The sequence below is a fragment of the Crossiella sp. NPDC003009 genome (genome assembly GCF_053591555.1).
Map to the genome: position 1 here is coordinate 178,786 of NZ_JBSFUA010000002.1, position 19,600 is coordinate 198,385.

The following is a 19,600-nucleotide window of genomic DNA, read 5'->3' on the forward strand; positions in this document are numbered from 1 at the left end:
GCGCGGGGGGATGCGTGACACCGACGGAGTGGCGGTTCTTGCTGGGTGCCAACCGGGCCAGGGGTTCGCTGCTGGGCATGGCGATCGCCGCCGGTCCGCTGGCCCTGGTGGCCTGGTTCGGGCTTGATGAGATGGGCTCCCTCACCTATCCAGCCGGGTCCTGGCCTGAGCGGTTCTCCACCGCGCAGGGAATGGTCGTACCCAGCCTGTTCATCGCGGCGGGTCTGCTCCTGCTGGTGCTCCGCGAAACGGTCCGGGCCAACCACGTCCACCTGCCACTGCTCACCCGGTGCCACGTGCTGTTCGCCTGGTTCGCCGGTGTCGCCGTGGCGGTGTGCCTGGCCGGGCTCGTCACCGGGCTGGTGGCGGTGGACCAGGCTCGCGCGGAGGCGGCTGCCTCGATCCGGTCCGTGCAGTCGAGCATCGGCATCGTGGCCCTGCTGTACCTGCCCGCTCCGTACCTGTTCGCGGTCTCCCTGCGCGGGCGGCTGGAACAGGCCGAGCGGGCGCGCACCGAGCACGGGTGGCTGTCGTGAACCCCGGCCGCCCGCCGCTTCATCCGCTGATCGAGCGGAGTTCGCCGGTTCGGGCGCTGGGGCGAGTGCTGATCACCTAGGCTCCGATGAGGACCGACCTGGGGGAGGTGTCGGTCCGGACCGCAGGGGGATGCATGTCGCCGTCCGGCGATAACTGGCTGAGCAAGTTCACCGAGGACTGGGACGAGGAAGAGCGGCCGAAGCCGCAGACCGCCGCGGCGGGGCATCCTGGTACTTCAGCACCTGAGGATCCGTCTGCGGTCCGGCTGGCGCTGGACGAGCACGGGTTGGTTCAAGCGGTCGAACTGGAACCTACCTGGCGTGCTCAATTGACCAGCCGGCTTCTGGGCGCGGCAGTGCTGAACGTGGCGAATGACCTGCTGGCAACGCGGTTTGCCGAATCGACCGACGATGCCGTGACAGAGCTCTCGATCGACCGGCTTGCCGCCGAAAGTGCGGCGGCGACCTCCTCACCAGGGAACTGGGATGAGCTCGGTGCGGTGCTCGCCGCCTGGTCGGCGGACTTCGCCGCGTTCAAGCGTCAGTTGGCGGAAGCGGCGGCCGAGGTCTTCGTCGGTGCCGCCCCCGACGACGGGGTTGTCGCGACCATGCGGAACGGTCAGTTCGCCGAAGTCACAGTCGATCTGAGATGGGTGGAGTTCGCTCGCCACACCGAGATCGGCGTGGAGCTGGGTCGAGCCTTGCGAGCCGCGCAGCAGGCCGCTGCCGCAGGTGGAGTCGCCAACCTGAGCCCACCGGGGAGCGTCGCCCAGGTGCTGCGACTGGCCAGGGATCCGCAGGCACTGCTTCGGCTCGCCGGGATGCCTGGCTAGCGGCCCGTCGGACGGCCACGAAGACGGGGAGGGAGTTTCTGGATATGGACGACAAGGTTCGTGCGTCAGTCGAGGCGATGAGGGCGGATGCGGGTGAGTGGAGCAGCGCGGCGCGAGAAATCGGCCAAGCTCACTCCCTGGTCAAGAACCTGACGCTGAACGAAGAGCAGTTCTCGATGCTGCTCGACCACATCATCGGGCCGACCTACGAGCAGGTGCGGCAAGCCCTGGAGTTGTTGCTGGAGTCGGCGGCGGTCGAGTTCGACAAGGTCGGCATGGCGCTGCGCATGAGCGCGGAGACCTATGAGCGTGAGGACGCTGAGGGTGCACACGGTCTCCGACGGGCGGGCGGTTGAGGACATGATTCACAGAGACAATGAGGCGACCCTGAACACGATCAGGGAAGCCAAGCAGGAGGTCCTGGGCTCCGCCGAGATGATCAGGGCCGCGTTCGAGTTCGCTCAAGCCGCGAACCCCACGTACCAGCTGCAGCGCTTCGCGGCGAGTCAGGGTTGGCTTGGCCAGGAGGTCGAGAAGTCGATGGCGGACCTGGAGCGCTATTACAAGGTGCCCGGTAGTCCGTCGGCGCTGCGGGCAGTGGGTGAGGCGTGGACCACTCAGGTCGGCGCGATGGCCAGCGAACTGTCCGGTCGCCTGCGCAAAGAATCGCTGGCCACCGACAACAGGTGGACCGGCAAGGCAGCTGAGGCATACGGAGATGTGGTCACTGTGCAAGGTGAGGCGTTGGTGGCGCTCAAGACCATTGCCACCACGATCCACACCACACTGAGTGATCTTGCTGGCGCGATCGAGGCGTACTGGAATGCTCTCGCGATCGGCGTCGCGTCCGTGGCAGCTGCCTTGGCCATAGCCGCAGCGGCGGTCGGTGGGGTGGTCACGGCACCCGCCGGGATCAAGTTCGCGCTCGGCGCGTTGACGGCGTACACGACATTGGCGGGAGTGGCGCTCAACTCGTTGACGACGGCGGCGAACGCAGCGCGTGCCCAGCAGGTGAAACTGCTGCAACAGGTCACCACGGAACGTGCTCTCCCCGGCGGCCGGTGGCCCTCGGCGACGGCGGAACACCTCGCCGACGCGAGCACCAAGGACGGTGACAAGAGTGACTGGGAACCCCGGTAGCGTCCCGGCCGGGGCGTGGCGCTGGGTGGCCGTCCCTGGCGCGGCGCGGACGCGAAAGGGACTGACCAGGACCGCCGTTGTCTTCCTGGTCGCGGCAGTGGTCTTCGCCGGTCTAGCGCTGCTGCTCTTGCTGTCGGTGAACCGGAGCAACTTCGGTTTCTACCAGGTGGTGATCGTCCAGCTTCCGCTGAGCGCGCTCGGCACTGGCTGGACGGCGGCGTTCCTGTTCCGGGCCAGGGCTGTGGTCAGCGGCGAATACATCGACGGATGGGCGCTGCCTGGCTGGCGGCGGACCGCGAACATCGGCAGCCTCGTCATTCTCGTCGTGGCGATCGTGATCGCAATAATCTTCCTGGTCTATCCCCTGATCAACGGCGTTGCCGCGCCGGCGGCTTCGCCCCTGTTCCAGGTTCCCGGACTCATCTTGGGATGTCTTTTCGGGGATCTACCGCGTTCTGTGGTCCGGAAGCTCGAACGGGACTCGGACCAGGCGCGGAGTCGTGGCGGGTGGCCAGGGCACTGAGCACCTTATCTAGGGTGTGCGGGTGCGGATCGGAACTGGTGTGCGGGTCACGGTGCCCGCGTCGACGGCGAACCTCGGGTCGGGGTTCGACTCCCTTGGTCTCGCGCTCGCGCTCTACGACGAGGTGGAGGTGCGGGTCGCGCCGGCCGGTGAGGTCCGGGTGCGGGTCGAGGGCCAGGGTGCTGACTCAGTTCCCGCTGATGGGCGGCATCTGGTGGTGCGGGCGGCGCTGGCCGCGCTGGAGCGGTGCGGGGTGACCGGGGTGGGGCTGGAGCTGGTGTGCCGGAACCGGATTCCGCACGCTCGGGGGCTGGGGTCTTCCGCAGCGGCCGCGGTGGCGGGGGTGGCGGCTGGGTTCGCGTTGGCGGACCGGGAGCTGGATGACGGGGTGTTGCAGCTGGCCGCGGAGTTCGAGGGGCATGCTGACAACGCCGCGGCCAGTGTCTACGGCGGGATCGTGATCGCCTGGCAGGACGGCGAGCAGTACCAGGCCATCCGGCTGGAGCCGCACGAGGAGCTCTCGCCGGTGGTGCTGGTGCCGGAAACGCGGTCCGAGACGAAGACCACACGCGGGTTGTTGCCGGAGCTGGTGCCGCTGCGCGACGCGGCCTTCGCCGCGGGGCGCTCGGCGCTGGCCGTCTACGCGCTGACCACCGATCCGTGGCTGCTGCTGCCCGGCACCGCGGACCGGCTGCACCAGGAGTACCGCCGCCCGGCCTTCCCGGCGACCATGGCGCTGGTGGACTCGTTGCGGGCCAGCGGGGTGCCGGCGATGGTCTCCGGGGCGGGACCCACCGTGATCGCCTTCCCCCGCGGTGGTCACCTGCCCGAAGAGGCGGACCTGTCCGGGTTCACCCCGATGGCCCTGCCGATCGACCAGGGCGGGGTGGTGGTGGAACCGATCGGGGGTCCGGCCAACCCGTCTGAGGGAGCAAAGCCGAGGTAGCCAAGGCCCTTCGCGCCACGCCAGGACCGACCCGGTTGTTGCACCGTGCTGACCCGGGGTCTACCCTCAGAGGCAATCAGTCACCGCGCGCACGGTCGCCGGTGCCGTTCCCGGGCCTCGTTCCCGGGTCGCATCCCCGTTGAAGTAGGTTCCGATCCGTCCAGGGCGGAATCCACGCTGACGGGTACACCGAGGCGGTGATTGACAGTCCTGTGCCGAGTCTTCTCACCGGTACTGGACGACCTGCTGTCCCGCGTTCCGTCGGGCGGCAAGTCCGCTGGTCCACGTAGGAGGCGGGGACCGGTCAGGAAGGACATTCGTGAGCGAAACCGAACTACTGGGCGGCGACGCGGTCGAGACGACCGCTGCCAGCCCTTCGGCCAATGGCACGGCGACTCGACGTCGTGGCGGCCTTTCCGGGATGGTGCTCGCCGAGCTGCGTCAGCTCGCTGGTGAGCTGGGCATCGGCAACACCAGTGGGATGCGCAAGGGCGATCTGATCGCTGCCATCAAGGAGCGGCAAGGCGGCGGTTCGGCGCCACGCGCCGAGGCTGCCAAGCCGGCCAAGGCCGAGACCGGCCAGCTGGCGCTGGGTGCCGAGAGCACCCCGGCGCCGAAGGCCGCCGCGGTGGAGAGCGCCCCACCGGCGCCCGCCGCCACCCCTGCCGCCGCGGACAACGCGGCTGGTGAGGGCGACGCCGGGGGCGACAACGCCCGGCGTAACCGCCGCCGTCGGGCGGCCACCCGTCCGGCCGGGAGCCCGGAGGGCGAGCAGCGGAACACCCGCGAGCGCGCCCCCGAGCAGGTCCAGGCCGACAAGCCCGTCGAGCAGGCGGAGCAGCCCGCCGCCGCTGCCACCGAGCAGCGGGAGCGGCCGGCCGAGCAGCAACCGCGTCAAGAGCGCGGTGAGCGGCAGGAACGCGGCGAGCGGGGCGAGCGCGGGGAGCGGGGCGACCGGGGCAACCGGAACGACCGCAACCGCAACCGCAACGACCGTAACGATCGTGGTGACCGTGGGGACCGGGGCGAGCGCGCCGCGTCCCAGGGTCAGCCGCAGGGTGTGGAGGACGACGAGGACGAGGACGGCAGGGGGCGGCGGGGACGCCGTTTCCGGGACCGCAGGCGCAACCGTGGCCGGGATGGCGACGGCGGCGGCACCGACCGGGGCGACCGCGGGGAGCGCGGCGGCAGGGGCGGTGGCGGCGGTGACACGGAGGTCCGCGAGGACGACGTGCTGCTGCCGGTCGCGGGCATCCTGGACGTGCTGGACAACTACGCGTTCGTCCGCACCTCCGGTTACCTGGCCGGGCCCAACGACGTCTACGTCTCGCTGTCGCTGGTCCGCCGCTACGGCCTGCGCCGTGGCGACGCGATCACCGGCGCGGTGCGCCAGCCCCGGGACGGGGAGCAGCAGCGGCAGAAGTTCAACCCGCTGGTGCGGGTGGACTCCATCAACGGCCTGGAGCCGGATGCCGTCCGCGGCCGTCCGGAGTTCACCAAGCTGACCCCGCTGTACCCGAACGAGCGACTGCGGCTGGAAACTGAGCCGCACATCCTCACCACGCGCGTCATCGACCTGGTGATGCCGATCGGCAAGGGGCAGCGCGCGCTGATCGTCTCCCCGCCCAAGGCGGGCAAGACCTCGGTGCTGCAGGCGATCGCCAACGCGATCACCACGAACAACCCGGAATGCCACCTCATGGTCGTGCTCGTGGACGAGCGGCCTGAGGAGGTCACCGACATGCAGCGTTCGGTGAAGGGCGAGGTCATCGCCTCGACCTTCGACCGGCCGCCGGGCGACCACACCACCGTGGCCGAACTCTCCATCGAGCGCGCCAAGCGCCTGGTGGAGATGGGTCACGACGTGGTCGTGCTGCTGGACTCGATCACCCGGCTGGGCCGCGCCTACAACCTGGCCGCCCCCGCATCGGGCCGCATCCTGTCCGGTGGTGTCGACTCCACCGCGCTGTACCCGCCCAAGCGCTTCCTCGGCGCCGCGCGCAACATCGAGGGTGGCGGTTCGCTGACCATCTTCGCCACCGCGCTGGTGGAGACCGGGTCCACCATGGACACGGTCATCTTCGAGGAGTTCAAGGGCACCGGCAACGCCGAGCTCAAGCTGGACCGCAAGATCGCTGACAAGCGGACCTTCCCGGCGGTCGACGTGGACGCCTCCGGCACGCGCAAGGAAGAGCTGCTGCTCTCCCCTGACGAGCTGGCGGTCACCATCAAGCTCCGCCGGGTGCTGGCGGCGCTGGACGATCAGCAGGCCATCGACCTGCTGCTGGACCGTCTGCGCAAGACCCGCACGAACATCGAGTTCCTGATGACGGTCTCCAAGAACGCCCCGGGAACGAACGACGACTGATACTCGTCAGTAAGTAAGCGGGCGCTTTCGGCCATGGCCGGGAGCGCCCGCTTTTTTGTCGCCGAACGGACGACCCGATTGTGACCCGTTCGCGCTGTTGCCCCAGAACGATGCTTTTTGGGAGTCGACAAATCCGCCAAGTTAGCCGATCGCCAACAGTGCTGCCCGGGAGTCAGCAGCTGACGATGGATCGGTTGGCAGCGTGTGCAGTAGTCCAATGGGCTGATCAGCCCTGACCGAAAGGCGGCATGGGTAGTTGCGGAGACCGGAAACGCATTGGGCCGTTTAGGTGACGGCTTCTGTTTCGGCTGGTTGCGCGGCACGCATGCCAGGTATTTACCTACTGGGAGTGGTGGGCGGAACGGTGACACGGGCGTCTAGTGGGAGGCGGCTGTCGGTGTGGGCGGGCGGCGCGAAACGCAGCGCCCCTGACGTGCTCCTGGTCGGAGTGCTCGGGGCGCTGGACCTGCTCGCGCTGTTCCTGGTGCCCGCCGAGCCCTGGCGGCTGGCCGCCGGCGCGCTGGCGGCCTACGGGGTGACCCTGCCGCTGCTGCTGCGCAGGCGCAGACCGGTGGTGGTCTTCCTGATCGTGGGCGCGATGGTGCTGGCCAGGGCGGCCATCGGCGCGCCGGAGGCGACCGGGGTGATCCCGCTGTTCGTCGCCGCGCACGCGCTGGGCCGCTACGGCGCCCGGCGGCACCGGCCCTGGGTGGCCTGGGTGGTGGCCGGCTGGGGCGGCGCGCACGCGGTGGTGGTCAGCCTGATGTACACCGCGCAGATCCAGCTGGCCGACTGGCTGGTCGCGGCGCTGGCGGTGGGCCTGGCCTACCTGATCGGCAGCCACCAGCACCGCTTCGCCGCGCACGTGGGCTCGCTGCGCCGCAGCGTGCACCGGCAGCGCGAGCGGCGCACCCGCGAGGTGCGCTCGGCGGTGGGCGCCGAACGCGAGCGGATCGCGCTGGACCTGCACGACGTGGTGGGCAACCACCTCAGCGCGCTGTCGGTGCAGACGCACGTCTTCGAGGAGCTGCTGGCCAGGCGGGACCCGCAGGCGGTGCTCGCGGCCAACCAGATCCGCGAGTCCAGCAGGCAGGCGATGACCGAGATGGTCCGGCTGCAGAACCTGCTGCGCGGGATCGCCGACGCGCCGGAAGGGGCCGACTGCGGGCCGGAGGGCGTGACCCGGCTGGCCTCCGCGGTGCGCAACGCGGGCAACGACGTGGAGTTCTCGGTGGCCGAGCTGCCGCGCTCGATGAGTCGCGAGGTCGGCGCGGAGGGCTTCCTGGTGCTACAGGAGGCGCTGACCAACGTGGTCAAGCACGCCTCGCCGACCAGGGTGAGCATCGAGGTGGGCGTGGACGCCGAGGCGGACGCGCTGCGGCTGCGGGTGGTCAACGAGCCGCCGAGGGCGGCCCGGCTGCCCTCGGTGCCGGGCAGCGGGCTCGGCCTGCTCAGCATGCAGGCCAGGGTGGCCAGGCTGGGCGGCGAGCTGAGCTCGGCGGCCGCGCCGGACGGCGGTTACGTGGTGGACGCGCGGATCCCGCTGCGGAGCGCCTCGTGACCATTCGCCTGCTGCTCGTCGACGACGACGCGGTGGTCAGGGCGGGGCTGTCCACCCTGCTCTCGCTGCGCGAGGACCTGGAAGTGGTGGGCGAGGCGGCCACCGGCGGCGCGGCGCTGGCCAGGGCGGCCGAGCTGTGCCCCGACGTGGTGCTGATGGACGTGCGGATGCCCGAGCTGGACGGCATCGCGGCCACCCGGCGGCTGCTCGGCGAGTGGACCGGCCCGGCGCCCCGGCCCAGGGTGCTGATGCTGACCACCTTCGACTCCGACTTCCACGTCTACTCCGCGCTGGCCGCCGGGGCGAGTGGGTTCCTGCGCAAGGACACCTCGCCGGATGAGCTGGCGCACGCGGTCCGGGTGGTCTCCCGCGGCGATGCGATGCTCTCGCCCGCGGTGACCCTGCGCCTGATCGAGCACACCGTGCACCGGATGGTGCAACCGGATCCGGCGGTCGCCAAGGGAATTGGCCTGCTTGGTGAGCGGGAGATCGATGTGGTGAAGTTGGTGGCCACCGGCTGGTCGAATGCCGCGATTGCGGAAAAGCTGGACACCACCGAGTCCTCGGTCAAGAGCAGGGTGACCAGGGTGCTGGCGAAGCTGGACCTGGACAATCGTGTTCAGCTGGCCATCTTCGCATACCGGACCGGGCTGGTCTCGATTTCCCCTGAGTAGCAACGGATTGCCTGCGACTAAAGTTGCACCCCAGAACGAGTGCGCGACTTTCGTGGCGAAAAAGGTAGACCGCGTGGCCTATTGAGAAACATTTGCGGCGGGGTAGGGTTTATTTCTGGATCGAGGGGAAAAACCAGAAATAACTGGGGAGGTGTGCCGGCATGATTGAAGTCGAATATGAGAAGTATTGTTTCGTCGACCGCTACTTCTACGACTCGCCGGCCCACCGCACTGCCGCGGTCGAGCGGTACTCGCTGGTCAGCGCGCCGCTGCCGCCGCAGTGGCGGCGCAGCAGGCGCGAGTCCTGGGTGATGCTGCACCCCAGGGGCGCGGCCACGCCCGAGCAGGGCTGGAAGATCCACGTCTCCGCCACCCCCGACGGCGCGGCCGAGGTGCTGGCCGACGTGGCCGCCGACTGCCTGCTGCACCGGGTGCCGTTCAAGTTCCTGGACAGCAGGGCCGCGGTGCTCGCGCACAACGCCAAGTACGCCGCCCGCGGCTCCAGCGGCAAGTTCATCACGCTCTACCCGGCCGACGAGACCCAGCTGACCCGCCAGCTGCGCAGGCTCGGCCCCCGGCTGGCCGGGCGGCCCGGCCCGTACATCCTCAACGACCTGCGCTTCGGCGAGGGCCCGCTCTACGTGCGCTACGGCGCCTTCACCGAGCGGTACTGCCAGTCGGCGCGCGGCGAGCTGGTGCCCGCGCTGGCCGACCCGGAGGGCAACCTGGTGCCGGATGAGCGCGGCCCCCGGTTCAGCCCGCCGTCCTGGGTGGCCATCCCGGAGGTGCTGCGACCGCACCTGGACCGCCGCCGGGCCAGGGCCGCGCTGCCCTACCGGGTGCTGCGCCCGCTGCACTTCTCCAACGCGGGTGGGGTCTACCTGGCCGAGGAGCCGGCGACCGGGCGCACCGTGGTGCTCAAGGAGGCCCGCCCGCACGCCGGGCTGGACACCGACGGCCACGACGCGGTGCACCGGCTGGCCAACGAGCACGACATGCTCACCCTGCTGACCGGACTGCCCGGCGTGCCCGAGGTGCTGGGCCGGTTCCGCTGCTGGGAGCACGAGTTCCTCGCGCTCAGCCACGTCGAGGGCGTGCCGCTGGCCACCGAGCTGGTCCGCCGCTACCCGCTGGCCGGGGCGGCCGCGGACGAGGCCGAGGTGGCCGGGTACACCCGGTGGGCGCTGGAGATCGTGGACAAGGTCACCGCCGCGGTGGCCGCCCTGCACGAGCGCGGCGTGGTCTTCGGCGACCTGCACCCGAACAACGTGATGGTCGGCCCGGACGGCCGGGTGACCCTGCTGGACTTCGAGCTGGCCGCACCGGTTGGCGCGGCGACCCGGCCGCCGCTGGGCGCGCCCGGCTACACCGCGCCGCCCGGCGTCGGCGGCTTCGACGTGGACCACTACGCGCTGGCCGCGCTCCGCCTCGCGCTGTTCCTGCCGCTGAACTCCTTGTGCGCCTTGGCACCCGGCAAGGTCCGCTCGCTGTGCGCGGCCGTGCTGGCCCGGTTCCCGGTGCCGCCGGAGTACGTGCGGCCCATCCTCGACCGGCTCTGCGCGGGCTCGGTGCCACCGCAGGCAGCGGAGGCGGAGGCGGAGGCGGTGCCGCCGATGTTCCCGACCGGTCCCGCCGACCTGGACCGGCTGCGCGAGCGGATTACCGCGGCGATCCTGGCCTCGGCCACCCCGCAGCGCAGCGACCGGCTCTTCCCCGGCGACATCGCCCAGTTCGCCGAGGACGGGCTCGGCCTGGCGCACGGCGCGGCCGGGGTGCTGCACGCCTTGCACACCAGCGGCTGCGGGCGCTTCCCCGAGTTCGAGGACTGGCTGCTGCGCGCGCTGATCCGGCGCGGCGCGGGCCGGCCCGGCCTGTTCGCCGGACGGCACGGCATCGCGCTGGTGCTGGCCGAGTTCGGGCACACCGGGACCGCGCTGGAGCTCATCGAGCGGTCCGCCGCGAGCACCGAGGCCTGCGCGGGAGCCGACCTGTACGAGGGCCTCTCCGGCATCGGGCTGACCCTGCTGCACCTGGGCCGCACGGTCGGCCGGGGCTGGCTCACCGAATGGGGTCTGGACCTCGCCGACCGGGTGGCCGGCCGGGTGCTCGCCGGCGTCGAGGCGGTCCCGTTCGGGGTGCCGGGGCTCAGCCGCGGCGGCGCGGGCGCGGCGCTGTTCCTCAGCCACGCGCACGCCGAGGGCGGACCGGACCGGCTGCTGGACGCGGCGGGCACCGCGCTGCACCGGGACCTCCAGCACGCCGAGCTGACCGCCTCCGGCGCGCTGCACGTGCGCGCGGGCCGCAAGCTGCTGCCCTACCTGGCCGCGGGCACCGCGGGGATCGCCATCGCCATGGCCGAGCTGCTGCGGCGGCGGCCGGACCCGGTGTTCCTCGGCGCGCTGCCCTCGGTGCGCAGGGCGCTGGAAGCCGAGTTCACCGTGCACAGCGGGCTGTTCACCGGCCGGGCCGGGCTGGTCTGCGCGCTCGCCGCGCTCCGCGGCCTGCCCGAGGTCGACTCCGGTCGGCTGGACGCCGCGCTGCACCGGCACGTCAGCAGGCTGGCCTGGCACGCGGTGCCGCACGGCGGTGGCCTGGCCTTCCCCGGCGACGCGCTGCTGCGGCTGTCCCACGATCTCGCCACCGGATCGGCGGGTGTGCTGCTCGCGCTGCACACCGTGGCCACCGGGGCGTTGCCCCTGTTCGGCCGAGTGCGCGAGGGGAGGTGACAACCCGGATGGACGTACTGGACCTGCAGGCCATCGAACCTGCCGAGGTCGACGGCTCTGCCGAGCTCGGCATGGGCCTGATCAGCACCCTGAGTCTGCTGATCTGCTGGTGATCCACCGCACACAGTGTGTGCCATCGGGGGATGCTCTCGCCGCGACCGGGAGCATCCCCCGACCTATGCCAGGGCCGATTCCGCGCCCGCATCGACATCTCGTACCCCGGGGCGCCCGCTTCGACCGCCTTGCGGGCCCGCGGGCGCAACTCGCCCGACTCTCACTTCGCTGATCCACAGCGGTGCCGCCGCTGGACTTCCAGCGCCGTCCGTGCAGTCCCCGGGGCACCGGTCGCCCTGCCCCGGGTGGCCGCGCTTCCGCGCAGGTGGGAGGCGCCTGGTCAGCCCGGTGCCCGCCGTCGGGGGCCTGGTGCGAGGAGGCCGCGCGGGCCCGGTGGCGGGTTCACGGTTCTTCCGCCCGGTGGTGGGCTATTCGCCGACACACTTTGCACAGTCTTGACGTCTTTTCCCGGAAAAGCGGGGAATTCGGTCGTCTGTTCAATAATAGAGTTCGTGTCGGTCGCAAGGGCGAGGGAAAGGTTTGCCGGGAGTTGGCGCGGTGTGTGTCATCGGGCCGCATTGCACGCTCTCCGGGACACGCGAACCGGGTTGACTGATCCGTTCAGCCGGGTGCTTACTGGGCTGTACGGCTTAGTCCTGGCGTGAACCGGACTAGGTCGAGCGAGCCTACCCCCGTGGTGCCGGTCCGCCCGCCCGGGCGGCCCAGCGGACCGGACGTCCGGTGATCGGGGCAGATCAGGGCGGTTATGGCGGTTCTCCGCAGATGCGGGTGGCGGACTGCCTCCATCGAGCGGTACCTCAGGCGCCGATCGAGTGCGGACGGTCGCGGGGCCCTCACGCCGGCACTTGCTTCAGGAAGTTTTATCTAGCCGGAAGAACGTCAGAAAGTTCTCATTGTCGAAACGCGACGGTGCCCCGGTAATTTGAGTGGGTGTTCCGACCAATGCTGGAATTGATGGCTCGGAACCGTGACCGGTGGCGGGTCACGAGGCACTGGGACTGCTGACCCGGGTGGGAACCCACCGTCAGCGGGCCGACACACAACGTGATCAAAAGTAACGCATTGAAACTCCGGTAGGCAAGCGCGCGTGTCCGTACTCCGGGTACGGACGGGGCCATGCCGGGGTAAACCGGGCGAGGGGTGGGAGACCAGCGGTGGAACCTGTGGCAGCCAGGTTGGTGACAGCGAACTCCGTGCGATCGGCGGCAGAGGTCGAGCAGGACGCGCTGCGGGTGGCCGCGGCGCTGCGCGCACGTGGGCTGTGTCCAGGCAGCCGGGTGATCCTCAAGGCGGACAACTCGGCCGGGTACGTCACCGTGCTCCTGGCCCTGGTGCACCTGGACACCTCGATCGTGCTGGTGGACCACCGGCAGACGCCGGAGGAGACCGCGCGGATCACCGCCTTCGCCAGGGCGGGCTGGGCGCTGGTGCGCCCCGAGGTCAGCAAGGACCTGACGGTGCTGGACCCCGACCACGTGATCAGCCTGGACGGGTTGCTGGAAGAGGCGCAGTCGATCCCCGCCCTCGGCGGCTCACTGTCCTTTGTGGACTGGTTCACCCGGCCGGACGCGCTGATCGCCTGGTCCTCGGGCACCACCGGCGAGCCCAAGGGCATCGTCCGCTCCGGTCGTTCGTTCCTGGGCAACATCGAGCGCACCCAGCAGCGGATGAACTACACCGAGGCCGACGTCCTCATGCCGCTGCTGCCCTTCTCCCACCAGTACGGGCTCTCGCTCGTGCTGCTGTGGTGGGTGGCTCGCTGCTCGCTGATCGTGGCGCCGTACGCCCGCCTGGACCACGCCGTCGACATGGCGGGGCGCTATCGGGCGACCGTGGTGGACGCGACCCCCGCGACCTACCACACCATGTTGAAGCTGGTGGAACGCAGGCCGGAGTCCGCGGCGAGCCTGCGGGACGTGCGGATGTGGTGCGTCGGCGGCGCGCCGCTGGACCGCGCGCTGGCGGAGAAGTTCATCGCGGCCACCGGCCAGCCCCTGCTGGACGGCTACGGCAGCACCGAGGTCGGCAACATCGCACTGGCCGCCCCCGGCAACGCGGTCGGCTGCGGCCAGCCGCTGGACGGGGTGGTGGTGCGGATCCTGGACGAGGACGGCAACGCGGTCCCGCCGGGCGAGATCGGCGAGATCCTGGTCAGCTCGCCTGGTCAGCTCACCGGTTACCTGGCCGCGGACGGCTCGGTCACCGAGCACACCGAGGACGTCTACCGCACCAACGACATCGGCTACACCGACGCCGAGGGCAACCTCTACGTGGTGGGGCGCAAGTACGCGGTGCACCGGATGGGCCACACGCTCTACCCGGAAGCCTTGGCGCGCAAGGCCGAGGAGGCCGGGGCGCCGGTCAAGGTGGTCGCGCTGGACGACGAGCGCCGGGGCAGCCAGCTGGTGTTCGTGGTGGCCGACCCGGAACTGCGCGAGGCCCGCTACTGGCGGGAGAAGATCTGCGCGCTGCTGCCCTCCTACGAGCAGCCCAACCAGGTGCTGGTGGTGACCGAGTTCCCGTTGAACAACAACGGAAAGCCCGACCTGACCCGGCTCACCGACCTGGCCGCGGTGCCGCACCCGCAGCGGCTGGCCGCCCTGCGCGCGGTGGCCGAGTTCATCCGCAGCGACCCGCAGCCGCTGATCGACGTGCTGACCGAGATCTCCAACCACAAGGCCGTGCTCGACGAGGTCGAGGCCGGGCTGAGCGCGCTGGAGGGCGCGCTGTCGGAGGTCTCGGCCTACCGTCCCGGCCGGGTGCCGAAGATGGCGGTCTTCATGTCCTCCAACGTGTTGTTCTACTCCTACGTGCTCTACACGCTGATCCCGTCGCTGTACACCGACGAGATCATCTTCCGGCCCTCCAGCCAGGTCACCGGCACCACCAAGCGGCTGCACGAGCTGCTCGCGCCGGTGCACAAGCTGGACAACATCGAGCTGACCACGTTGAGCCAGCGGCAGTTCGTCGAGGTCCCGGTGGCCGAGGCCGATGTGCTGGTCTTCACCGGCGCGTACCAGAACGCCGAGCTGGTCCGCTCCGAGCTGCGCGATGACCAGATGCTGCTGTTCTTCGGCCAGGGCGTGAACCCGTTCATCGTGACCGAGGGCGCGGACATCGACCTCGCGGTCACCGACGCGGTGCGCATCCGGATGCTCAACTCCGGCCAGGACTGCTTCGCCCCCGACGTGTTCTTGGTGCACGCCAACGAGGCGGATGCCTTCGTGGACCAGCTCACCAAGCGGGTCTCCGAGCTGCGCTACGGCAGCTACACCGACCCCGGCGCGGACTACGGCCCGCTGTACTACGAGACCGCGATCGAAGCGGCCGCGGACTACCTGCGGCTCAACCGCGAGCACATCGTGGCCGGCGGGCGGCTGGACTTCCGGTCCCGGCACCTGGAGCCCGCGGTGCTGGTGCGGCCCTACAACAAGAAGATGCCGATCGAGGAGACCTTCGCCCCGATCTTCAACGTGGTCATCTACCAGAACACCCAGCAGCTGCGCGCCTTCGCCAACCACCCCACGGTCAACGAGCGGGCGATGGGGGCGATGGTCTACGGCGACGCGCCCGACGTGGTCGCGGCACTGGGCAAGCGGCACATCGTGTCGGTGAACCTGACCGTGCTGGACACCGACGACGGCAACAAGCCGTTCGGCGGGTACGGCGTGGCCGCGAACTACGTGGCGTACCAGGGGCAGCGGGTGGCCGAGCCGCTGCTGATCTCCAAGGCCGTCGCCGAGCACCTGCCGGCAGCCCGCAAGAACCGGATGGCCAACGCCTGACCGGCGGACACACGAGGTGGAGAAGAGCTGATGTCGGTAGAGGAGTTCAGGAAGCGGCGGCCCAGGGTCGTCGTCACCGGCTGGGGAGCCATCAGCCCGGTCGGCCTGACCGCGGAGGACACCTGGGCCGCGTTCATGGCCGGGCGCAGCGGGATCGCCCGGATCACCACCTTCGACGCCGAACCCTTCCCGACCCAGATCGCCGGTGAGGTCAAGGGTTTCGTCGCCGAGGACCACATGCCACGCAAGCTCAGCAGGCGGATGGACCTGTTCGCCCAGTACGGGGTGGCCGCCTCGATCCAGGCGGTGGAGTCGGCCAAGCTGACCATCGACAGCGAGCTCGCGCCGCGCACCGGCGTGCTGCTGGGCACCGGCTACGGCGCGATGAAGTACATGCAGGACTCGGTGAAGCTGTTGCAGGAGAAGGGCGGCCGCGCGGTCGGCGCCTACCAGGCGATCACCGGCGCGCACGACTCGCCCACCGGTGAGGTCAGCCTGATGTTCGGCGCGGCCGGACCGACCCTGGCGATCAGCGCGGCCTGCGCCACCGGCACCGACGCCATCGGCACCGCGACCAGGTGGATCCAGTACGGCGAGGCCGACGTGGTCATCGCCGGTGGCACCGAGATGAGCGTCACCCCGCTGGACATCGCCTCCAGCTCCAACGCCAGGGCGCTGTCCCGGCGCAACGACGACCCGGAGCGGGCCAGCAGGCCCTTCGACGCCGAGCGGGACGGCTTCATCATGGCCGCCGGCGCCGGGGTGGTCGTGCTGGAGTCGCTGGACCACGCGCTGCGCCGGGGCGCGCCGATCCTGGCCGAGGTGGTCGGCTACGCGGCGACCTCCGACGCGCACCACTGGACCGCCCCGCACCCGGAGGCGGCGGGCGCGGTGCGCGCGATGAGCAGGGCGCTGGCCGACGCGGGCATCACGCCGGAGCAGATCGACTACATCAACGCGCACGGCACCAGCACCGAGCTCAACGACAAGACCGAGACCTTCGCCATCCGGCAGGTCCTCGGCGAGCACGCCACCAAGATCCCGGTCAGCTCCACCAAGTCGATGACCGGGCACATGATCGGCGCGGCCGGCGCGGTCGAGCTGATCGCCTGCGGGTTCGCCATGCGCACCGGGATCGTGCCGCCCACCATGAACCTGCACCAGCCGTTGGACACGGAGATGAACTTCGTGGCCAACGCGCCGCAGGAGCACGAGGTGCGGTACGCGATGAGCAACTCCTTCGGCTTCGGCGGGCACAACGCGGTGCTGGTCGCCAAGCGCTGGGACGGCTGATCGCCTCAGGAAGCCGGAAACGGCGCGTTCCCGGGCCTGCGGGGGACGCGCCGTTTCCGTTTCAGCAGGGGAGCGGGCTAGGTGGAGCTGATCAGGTCCCTGGTCTCGGCGCAGCCGCCGTCGGGGTCCACGGTCTGCAGCTGGCGCAGGGTGCGCACGAGCAGCAGCAGGCAGGGCGCGCCGATGGCCACCGCCAGCCCGGAGGGCAGCTCGACCCCGTCCAGCGCGACTCCGGCGGCCACCACCGCGATGAGGTAGGGCCAGCGCAGGCCGTGCCGCTGCCAGGACGCCCGCCAGGCGATGTTGCGGCTGGTGAGCAGGCCCATCGCGGCGCCGACGCCGAACATGGCGCTGAACAGCTCGGTGGGGGAGCCGACCGCGAGCAGGCCGAGTCCGCCGATGCCGATCATCGACCCGATGACCAGCAGCGGGATGCCCAGCCAGGTCCGCATGGGGAGCCGCCAGCTCGCTGCACACAGCACGTGGTCAGTGTGCTGCTGGCAGTCACCGATAACAGCAGTCTGCGCTGGCAATGCGCCCGATGGTCCGGCCATTGCGCCCGGAGGTCGGTTTCTGGAGGTGAGCGGTCCCACGGCGAGAGCACCCCCGAAGACCTGGCATACTCACAGGTCGGAATAAGGCTCCGGTTCACCCCGTTGTACGGCTCGTGGGGACCCGGCGGCCCCTGAGAAAGGACACAACAGGTGAAGAGCGGTATCCACCCAGACTACGTGGTCACCCAGGTGAACTGCGGCTGTGGCAACACCTTCGAGACCCACAGCACCAAGAAGACCGGCCAGATCACGGTCGAGGTCTGCTCGAACTGCCACCCGTTCTACACGGGCAAGCAGAAGATCCTCGACACCGGCGGCCGGGTGGCGCGCTTCGAGGCCCGCTACGGCAAGCGCAACAAGTAGCCGACTTCACGGCGCCCATCCCATCGGGGTGGGCGCCGTTGTCGTGTCGGCTACCGCCAACGGAAGGACCGCCGTGGACACCGCCTCGCTGGACACCCTGCTCACCGAGTACACCGAGCTGGAGGGTCGGCTGGCCGATCCCGCGGTGCACGCCGACCAGGCCGTGGCGCGCAAGCTGGGCCGTCGCTACGCCGAGCTGACCCCGGTGGTGCGCACCCTGCGCGAGCTGGACCAGGCCCGCTCCGACCGGGAGGCCGCACTGGAGCTGGCCGGCGAGGACGAGGCCTTCGCCGCCGAGGCGGCCACGCTGGCCGAGACCATCCCGGCGCTGGAGCGCAAGCTCACCGAGCTGCTGCTGCCGCGCGACCCGCACGACTCCGCCGACGTGGTCATGGAGATCAAGTCCGGCGAGGGCGGCGAGGAGTCCGCGCTGTTCGCAGGCGACCTGCTGCGGATGTACCTGCGCTACGCCGAGCGGCAGGGCTGGAAGACCGAGGTGCTCGACTCGGTGGAGTCCGACCTGGGCGGGTTCAAGGACGTCACCATGGTGGTCAAGAGCAAGGGCGGGGCCGAGCTGGACGGCGTGTGGGCTCGGCTGAAGTACGAGGCCGGGGTGCACCGGGTGCAGCGGGTGCCGGTGACCGAGTCCCAGGGCCGCGTGCACACCTCCGCGGCCGGGGTGCTGGTCTACCCCGAGCAGGAGGACGTCGAGGTCGAGATCGACGAGAAGGACCTGCGGGTGGACGTCTTCCGCTCCTCCGGCCACGGCGGCCAGAGCGTGAACACCACCGACTCCGCGGTGCGCATCACCCACCTGCCCACCGGCATCGTGGTCTCCTGCCAGAACGAGCGCAGCCAGCTGCAGAACAAGGCCCGCGCGATGACCGTGCTGCAGGCCAGGCTGGTCGCCCTCGCCGAGGAGGAGGCCGCCCGCAAGGCCTCCGCGGACCGGCGCAGCCAGGTCCGCACGGTGGACCGCTCCGAGCGGGTGCGCACCTACAACTACCCGGAGAACCGGATCTCCGACCACCGGGTCAACTACAAGGCCTACAACCTGGACCAGGTGCTCGACGGCGAGCTGGACGGGGTGCTGGACGCGCTCACGACCGCGGACAAGGCCGAGCGCCTCGCCGCGGCCGGAGCTACTGCCTAAGGCGTCCAGCGCACCGCGTGGTCCTGCCGCCAGACCGGGCTGTTGGTCCCGGCGACCTGGCCACGCTCGTTGATCGCCTTGGCGTGACCGGGCAGCTGGTCGGACAGCTTGGGCAGCTCGGTCGCCGGAGAGCTGACTGCTGACCGGCGCAACGCGTCGATCAATCGAGTGATACCCGGTAGCCAGTAACCTCGCGCGTTGTGAACCGACAGCCGTTGCGCCTCGCGGTCATGGACGCCGAGCGGATCCTGACCCAGGCCGGGGTGGCCAGCCCGAGGGTGGACGCCGAACTGCTCGCCGCGCACGTGCTCGGCGTGGACCGGATGAAGCTCGGCCTGATCCCGCTGGTCGACCCGCCGGTGATCGAGGCCTTCCACCGGCTGGTCCGCAGGCGCGCGCAGCGGGTGCCGCTGCAGCACCTGACCGGCCGGGCCTGGCTGGGCTCGCTGGAGCTGGCGGTGGGCCCCGGTGTGTTCACGCCACGGCCGGAGACCGAGCTGCTGCTGGAGTGGGGCCTGCGCGCGCTGGCCGGGGTGAGCAAGCCGGTGGTGGTGGACCTGTGCACCGGATCCGGCGCGCTGGCCCTCGCGGTGGCGCATGAGCGGCCGGACGCGGTGGTGCACGCGGTCGAGCGCGACCCGGCCGCGCTGACCTGGGCCCGGCGCAACGCCGACGCCCAGGCCGACCGGGGCGACACCAGGGTGCGGCTGCACGCGGGCGACGTGGCCGATCCCGGCCTGCTGGCCGAGCTGGACGGCGCCGTCGACCTGGTGCTGTGCAACCCGCCGTACGTGCCGGAGGGCACCCCGGTGCCGCCGGAGGTGGCCGAGCACGACCCGCATGCCGCGGTCTTCGCCGAGGACGAGGGGCTGGCGGTGATCCGGCACGTGGTGCGCTGCGCGGCCCGGCTGCTGCGGCCCGGCGGCGGGCTCGCGGTGGAGCACGACGACACCCACGGCGAGGCCGCGGTGGCGCTGTTGTCCACACGCCGGGTGCTGGCCGAGGTCACCGGGCACCTGGATCTGACCGGCCGCCCACGGTTCGTCACCGCCCGCCGTACCCAATAAGGC

18 protein-coding genes are annotated in these 19,600 nt (G+C 70.7%); 16 read left to right on the plus strand and 2 right to left on the minus strand.

What is annotated here, in order from left to right; translation table 11 throughout:
- The first annotated feature begins 14 nt into the window (after positions 1 to 14).
- The 13 genes from ACWDY5_RS02810 (at position 15) to fabF (ending at position 16,460) form a co-directional block, all read left to right on the plus strand.
- A complete protein-coding gene (locus ACWDY5_RS02810; protein ID WP_449720655.1) occupies positions 15 to 536 on the plus strand; it encodes a hypothetical protein in 522 nt (173 codons plus the stop codon).
- Positions 537 to 622: 86 nt separating this feature from the next.
- On the plus strand, positions 623 to 1,369 hold the full coding sequence (locus ACWDY5_RS02815; protein ID WP_449720656.1) for a hypothetical protein: 747 nt from the start codon (positions 623 to 625) through the stop codon (positions 1,367 to 1,369).
- Positions 1,370 to 1,413: 44 nt separating this feature from the next.
- On the plus strand, positions 1,414 to 1,725 hold the full coding sequence (locus ACWDY5_RS02820) for a hypothetical protein (RefSeq protein WP_449720657.1): 312 nt from the start codon (positions 1,414 to 1,416) through the stop codon (positions 1,723 to 1,725).
- Positions 1,694 to 2,509 carry a hypothetical protein gene (locus ACWDY5_RS02825; RefSeq protein WP_449720658.1) on the plus strand — a complete coding sequence of 272 codons (816 nt, stop codon included), beginning with the start codon at positions 1,694 to 1,696 and terminating at the stop codon, positions 2,507 to 2,509. Before ACWDY5_RS02820 ends, ACWDY5_RS02825 begins: the two co-directional genes overlap by 32 nt.
- A gap of 25 nt (positions 2,510 to 2,534) precedes the next feature.
- Positions 2,535 to 3,032: a hypothetical protein gene (locus ACWDY5_RS02830; protein ID WP_449720659.1), complete on the plus strand. Its 498-nt coding sequence runs from the start codon at positions 2,535 to 2,537 to the stop codon at positions 3,030 to 3,032.
- A 16-nt stretch (positions 3,033 to 3,048) separates the two neighbouring features.
- A complete protein-coding gene (gene thrB, locus ACWDY5_RS02835) occupies positions 3,049 to 3,978 on the plus strand; it encodes a homoserine kinase (RefSeq protein WP_449720660.1) in 930 nt (309 codons plus the stop codon).
- Positions 3,979 to 4,297: 319 nt separating this feature from the next.
- Positions 4,298 to 6,346, plus strand: a complete 2,049-nt coding sequence (gene rho / locus ACWDY5_RS02840; protein WP_449720661.1) for a transcription termination factor Rho — start codon at positions 4,298 to 4,300, stop codon at positions 6,344 to 6,346.
- Positions 6,347 to 6,779: 433 nt separating this feature from the next.
- The gene (locus tag ACWDY5_RS02845) at positions 6,780 to 7,907 is read left to right on the plus strand and encodes a sensor histidine kinase (protein WP_449720662.1); all 1,128 of its coding nucleotides are present in this window, start codon (positions 6,780 to 6,782) and stop codon (positions 7,905 to 7,907) included.
- Positions 7,904 to 8,581 (plus strand): response regulator transcription factor, encoded by a 678-nt coding sequence (locus ACWDY5_RS02850; RefSeq protein ID WP_449720663.1) that lies wholly within the window; start codon positions 7,904 to 7,906, stop codon positions 8,579 to 8,581. The genes ACWDY5_RS02845 and ACWDY5_RS02850 overlap by 4 nt, the downstream gene beginning before the upstream one ends.
- Positions 8,582 to 8,742: 161 nt before the next feature.
- Positions 8,743 to 11,307 (plus strand): class III lanthionine synthetase LanKC, encoded by a 2,565-nt coding sequence (gene lanKC, locus ACWDY5_RS02855; protein ID WP_449720664.1) that lies wholly within the window; start codon positions 8,743 to 8,745, stop codon positions 11,305 to 11,307.
- An 8-nt stretch (positions 11,308 to 11,315) separates the two neighbouring features.
- On the plus strand, positions 11,316 to 11,420 hold the full coding sequence (locus tag ACWDY5_RS02860; RefSeq protein ID WP_252484096.1) for a SapB/AmfS family lanthipeptide: 105 nt from the start codon (positions 11,316 to 11,318) through the stop codon (positions 11,418 to 11,420).
- A 1,155-nt stretch (positions 11,421 to 12,575) separates the two neighbouring features.
- The gene (locus ACWDY5_RS02865; protein WP_449720665.1) at positions 12,576 to 15,167 is read left to right on the plus strand and encodes an aldehyde dehydrogenase family protein; all 2,592 of its coding nucleotides are present in this window, start codon (positions 12,576 to 12,578) and stop codon (positions 15,165 to 15,167) included.
- Between the two features lie 30 nt (positions 15,168 to 15,197).
- A complete protein-coding gene (gene fabF, locus ACWDY5_RS02870; protein WP_449720666.1) occupies positions 15,198 to 16,460 on the plus strand; it encodes a beta-ketoacyl-ACP synthase II in 1,263 nt (420 codons plus the stop codon).
- Positions 16,461 to 16,537: 77 nt separating this feature from the next.
- Here the strand turns inward: fabF and ACWDY5_RS02875 are convergent, their stop codons facing one another.
- Positions 16,538 to 16,942 carry a hypothetical protein gene (locus ACWDY5_RS02875; protein WP_449720667.1) on the minus strand — a complete coding sequence of 135 codons (405 nt, stop codon included), beginning with the start codon at positions 16,940 to 16,942 and terminating at the stop codon, positions 16,538 to 16,540.
- 222 nt (positions 16,943 to 17,164) lie between these two features.
- On the opposite strand from ACWDY5_RS02875, the gene rpmE reads away from it, so the two are divergent.
- Positions 17,165 to 17,377, plus strand: a complete 213-nt coding sequence (rpmE, locus tag ACWDY5_RS02880; protein ID WP_252484092.1) for a 50S ribosomal protein L31 — start codon at positions 17,165 to 17,167, stop codon at positions 17,375 to 17,377.
- A 73-nt stretch (positions 17,378 to 17,450) separates the two neighbouring features.
- Positions 17,451 to 18,530: a peptide chain release factor 1 gene (gene prfA, locus ACWDY5_RS02885; protein WP_449720668.1), complete on the plus strand. Its 1,080-nt coding sequence runs from the start codon at positions 17,451 to 17,453 to the stop codon at positions 18,528 to 18,530.
- Here prfA and ACWDY5_RS02890 read toward each other — a convergent pair.
- The gene (locus ACWDY5_RS02890; protein ID WP_449720669.1) at positions 18,527 to 18,682 is read right to left on the minus strand and encodes a hypothetical protein; all 156 of its coding nucleotides are present in this window, start codon (positions 18,680 to 18,682) and stop codon (positions 18,527 to 18,529) included. The genes prfA and ACWDY5_RS02890 overlap by 4 nt on opposite strands.
- Positions 18,683 to 18,730: 48 nt before the next feature.
- Here ACWDY5_RS02890 and prmC point away from each other — a divergent pair, with 48 nt between their 5' ends.
- Entirely contained in the window at positions 18,731 to 19,597 is an 867-nt protein-coding gene (gene prmC / locus ACWDY5_RS02895) for a peptide chain release factor N(5)-glutamine methyltransferase (RefSeq protein ID WP_449720670.1), read from the plus strand.
- Positions 19,598 to 19,600 lie beyond the last annotated feature (3 nt).

What these genes read in the sequence shown, in the direction of transcription:
- ACWDY5_RS02815 (WP_449720656.1), top strand. Translation starts at nt 623, where the DNA reads ATGAGGACCGACCTGGGGGAGGTGTCGGTCCGGACCGCAGGGGGATGC.
- ACWDY5_RS02820 (WP_449720657.1), top strand. Translation starts at nt 1,414, where the DNA reads ATGGACGACAAGGTTCGTGCGTCAGTCGAGGCGATGAGGGCGGATGCG.
- lanKC (WP_449720664.1), top strand. Translation starts at nt 8,743, where the DNA reads ATGATTGAAGTCGAATATGAGAAGTATTGTTTCGTCGACCGCTACTTC.
- ACWDY5_RS02860 (WP_252484096.1), top strand. Translation starts at nt 11,316, where the DNA reads ATGGACGTACTGGACCTGCAGGCCATCGAACCTGCCGAGGTCGACGGC.
- fabF (WP_449720666.1), top strand. Translation starts at nt 15,198, where the DNA reads ATGTCGGTAGAGGAGTTCAGGAAGCGGCGGCCCAGGGTCGTCGTCACC.